This is a genomic window from Arthrobacter sp. B0316-5-4, from assembly GCF_059090325.1.
In genome coordinates this window covers 1-3,349 of record NZ_JBNHFN010000014.1, presented here as the reverse complement: position 1 = coordinate 3,349, position 3,349 = coordinate 1, and the positions used below count along the sequence as shown (strand labels likewise).

4 protein-coding genes are annotated in these 3,349 nt (G+C 59.6%); all 4 read right to left on the bottom strand.

Annotation, left to right across the window (positions count from 1 at the left end; genetic code table 11):
• Window positions 1-488 precede the first annotated feature (488 nt).
• Window positions 489-890 (bottom strand): DUF7793 family protein, encoded by a 402-nt coding sequence (locus AC5RU9_RS21235; RefSeq protein ID WP_494018066.1) that lies wholly within the window; start codon window positions 888-890, stop codon window positions 489-491.
• A 360-nt stretch (window positions 891-1,250) separates the two neighbouring features.
• Entirely contained in the window at window positions 1,251-2,105 is an 855-nt protein-coding gene (locus tag AC5RU9_RS21230) for an alpha/beta fold hydrolase (protein WP_494018065.1), read from the bottom strand.
• Between the two features lie 141 nt (window positions 2,106-2,246).
• Window positions 2,247-2,660 (bottom strand): hypothetical protein, encoded by a 414-nt coding sequence (locus AC5RU9_RS21225; protein ID WP_494018064.1) that lies wholly within the window; start codon window positions 2,658-2,660, stop codon window positions 2,247-2,249.
• Between the two features lie 37 nt (window positions 2,661-2,697).
• Window positions 2,698-2,946: a hypothetical protein gene (locus AC5RU9_RS21220; RefSeq protein ID WP_231949162.1), complete on the bottom strand. Its 249-nt coding sequence runs from the start codon at window positions 2,944-2,946 to the stop codon at window positions 2,698-2,700.
• Between the last annotated feature and the right edge of the window lie 403 nt (window positions 2,947-3,349).

Genomic DNA, 3,349 nt, shown 5'->3' with positions numbered 1-3,349 from the left:
TTACGAGGGCAGCGGTGGATCCGCATGGCCCACATCGAGAAAAGTGGGCAGCGGCTGGAACATCATGACGGAGATCCTATAACCGTCCTAGCCGGACGTGGTGCCCATTTCCGGATCCGACGCCATGGGATGTAGACGTCCGGTGGAGGATCCATCACCGTACATGTTCTGGCTAACTCGTTGTATGTCGCTGCGTCCAGGCATCGATCCAGTCCGCGAAGTCTAGCAATCTCTAAGACTGGGCTAAATCTCCCCACGAAGGAAAGCTGTACCTGCTCCTTCTCTCAAACAGCAGGAATCGTCACGTCCTCTGGCCGGCCGTGCTTCGTCAAGCCAGGCCATGTCACCACCACCTTTGAGGGAAAGGACCGCATCCATCCGCACGGGCGCACTGTCGTCAGTGTTGTCGTGCTGAACGCGAGATAGCCGGACGAGCGTAAGCAGAATCCCTGACACCCAGACCACGGCCGCAACGAGGACCAGTGCGATCAGGAATAAGGGGTGCATTGGTCAGAACCATGGCTTTCAAGGAGCCAGCTGATGGCCTCGTTCCGGGAGGCAAAGAACCGGGTGGGACACGGGAGGGTCCGACGTGCCATAGCGAAATTTGCGATAACCCGGTTTACGGGATTGGAACCCAGCAGGGCAATCCGTGACGCAGCACACTTCGTGCTGAAAGCCGCCTTGGCAGGACGGGTCACGACCCTGGTGTTCGTTATGTCGATCAGCATCGGGTACTCGGCCCCGTCAGCTACTTCGTTGACCTTTGCGATCGCTGTATGGACATCATCCGCTTCAAGAACAGTGCCCAACTTCCACAAAAGGTGCAGAACCCCCACCGGATCGAGTTCCAGCGTGCCCTTACCAAAGTCCACAGTCATCGGATTCATAGCTCCCCCTCGCCAATGAAGCTCAGACTAACCGTTTCCTCAGTAATACGGCACCCTAAACACCGTATCGCTGCCCGGCCTTACTTGCGGGCTCCGCGTAGCGTCGGCGGACCTTTGCCCTCCTTATCGGCAAGGCCATTGAAGACAGGGCACGTTTCCCCTCACCCGCTGCGTCGCACTTCCTTGGAACTGGGACACTCACGTCCGAGACATTTGGGGGTTCCTCATAGATGCCCACTTGCCCAGCGGGGAAGTTGCTCTTGGGTGGACCATGCGTCCGCGGTGAGGTTCTCCCCCGTAGTCAAAGGACGTGCCATTTCGTTCCAGCTTTCTTTTCAGTTGCAGAACGGAACGGTGCAGTTAGAGGAATCCCAGCAGGGCGGAGGATAACTCGTCCGGGGCTTCCTCGGCCATGTGGTGCCCTGAATCGAGGCCGTGGCCGCGAACATCGGTCGCCCACCGCTCCCAGATCCTGAGCGGATCGCCGTAGAGTTCTACAAGGTCGTCCCGGAGCGACCAGAGCAGCAACAGGGGCACGGTGACTGCCCTTCCTGCCTGCCTGTCGGCTTCCTCATGCTGCCGGTCGATGGTCAGGCCCGCCCGGTAATCTTCAAGCATGGCCCGCACGGTATCCGGGTTATGGATCGCTCTGCGCCACTCATCGTAGTTTTCCTGGCCCATCGCCGCCGCGCTCCCGCCATACCAGCTGTCCGGGTCTGCCATGATCACCCGTTCCGGAATATCAGGTTGGGCGTAGAAGAACCAATGCCACCACTTTGTAGCGAACCTCGCATCGGCCCTGGCTAGATGCTCACTGATGGGGATGCAATCGAGCAGGGCGACCTTGGAGACCGTTCCGGGGTAATCCAAGACCAGTCGCAGCGCAGTGTAGCTGCCCCGGTCATGTCCCACGAGCTTAAATTGCTCGTGACCCAGTTCCGCCATAAGTGCGACCATGTGCCGGGCGGTCGCGCGCTTGGAATGGGCTGCATGGTCCGTTGTCGGGGCCGGCTTGCTCGACTGTCCGTAACCCGGGAGGTCGGGGCAAACGACACTGAATCCCGCGTTCAACAGTTGAGGAGCGACCCGATGCCATGTAGCGGACGTGCGCGGATGCCCGTGAAGCAACAGAACCGGTGGACCGTCGCCACCATAACGGACAAACAGACTGCACGATCCGACGTCGATGTGGCGTTCCTCGAAACCCTCAAACATGCCACCATCCTGCCCCCGCAAAAGGAAAACCCACGAACCCCGCGCGGCCAGACCCTGAGGCCAGTCCCACTTCCTTAGAAAGGGTACGGCTGAGATTGGGATATTGCCCGCGGCGGAGACCGGGCAATATCCCAGATCTCCCTAAATGTCTGCCCGGCCGGATGGACTTGGCCTGGGTGAGCCTCGCAACTTACGCAGCCGCATGGCCCGGTATTCAAGGCGGGACATCGACACCGCGTAGAAAGTGACGCTACCTCCCAGGGCAGTCAAGACCAGCGCGGTCCACATCGGACCCTGGCCCTGCGCCAGCGGAGCGAGCAGCAGCACTATCGAAAATATGCATAGTAGTGCAGCACCGGCCGCGACGATCGCCATCCCCCACCACGTACTGACCTGGGCTTGCCCTGCCCCTGGCGTAAAGCCGATTTCGTCTGCCGGGTAGCTGTGCAATTCGCCGGTGCAGGTGTTGCGCAGTACGCGCTTTTCCCCGGCTGCCACTGCCGCTTGATGCTCCGCATAGACGGCTTCATTGTGCCGCTTGCGGTCGGAAATCATGATCCGTTTTCCTTCCCTGTCGGTCTGGTCAAGGGCATCACAACATGCTGGGGTCAGCGGTAATCAGCGCTACCAAGACCACTACGGGTAAGGCAACAACAACCGGGCCCACCACCAAGATCCAACTGGTGGCCGTGTACGGACGATAGCCCCTGCCGCGCAGCTTGGTTGCCCACAGACCAGCGTAGACGATGCTGGCAATCAGGTACGGGAATGTCAGCAGGATCGTTCCCAATCCTAGCCAGATGGTGGCCTGCAGGACGCCCAGACCGCCCTCGCTGTACATATCAGCCGATCCTAATGTGGCCGTACCAACAAGAAATAGCAATAACAGCACCAGAAGACCGGTACCGATCAGCAGGACAGTCCTGAACGTCGTAGCCCACGCAGGCAATGGCGGAGCCTGGACCTGCCCCGGCTGACTCGGAAAATAGCCCGGAGGGTGTGAGTTATGAGGGTGCACGGTGCTCTCTTCTTCGCAAATGGCCGTCGAGGCGTTAGACGGGATGGACTCGCCCAAGTATGACCTGCACTTCCTTTGAACACGACGCCACCTTGGACTTGGAGACCGGAGTACTGAAATGTCCCACTTCCTTGGAAGTGGGACGCTCGGGCTTGGACCAGGATTCGATGCTGATTAGATGGGAGCCACCAAAAGGACTAGGCAGTGACCACCGGAACCCATCCGG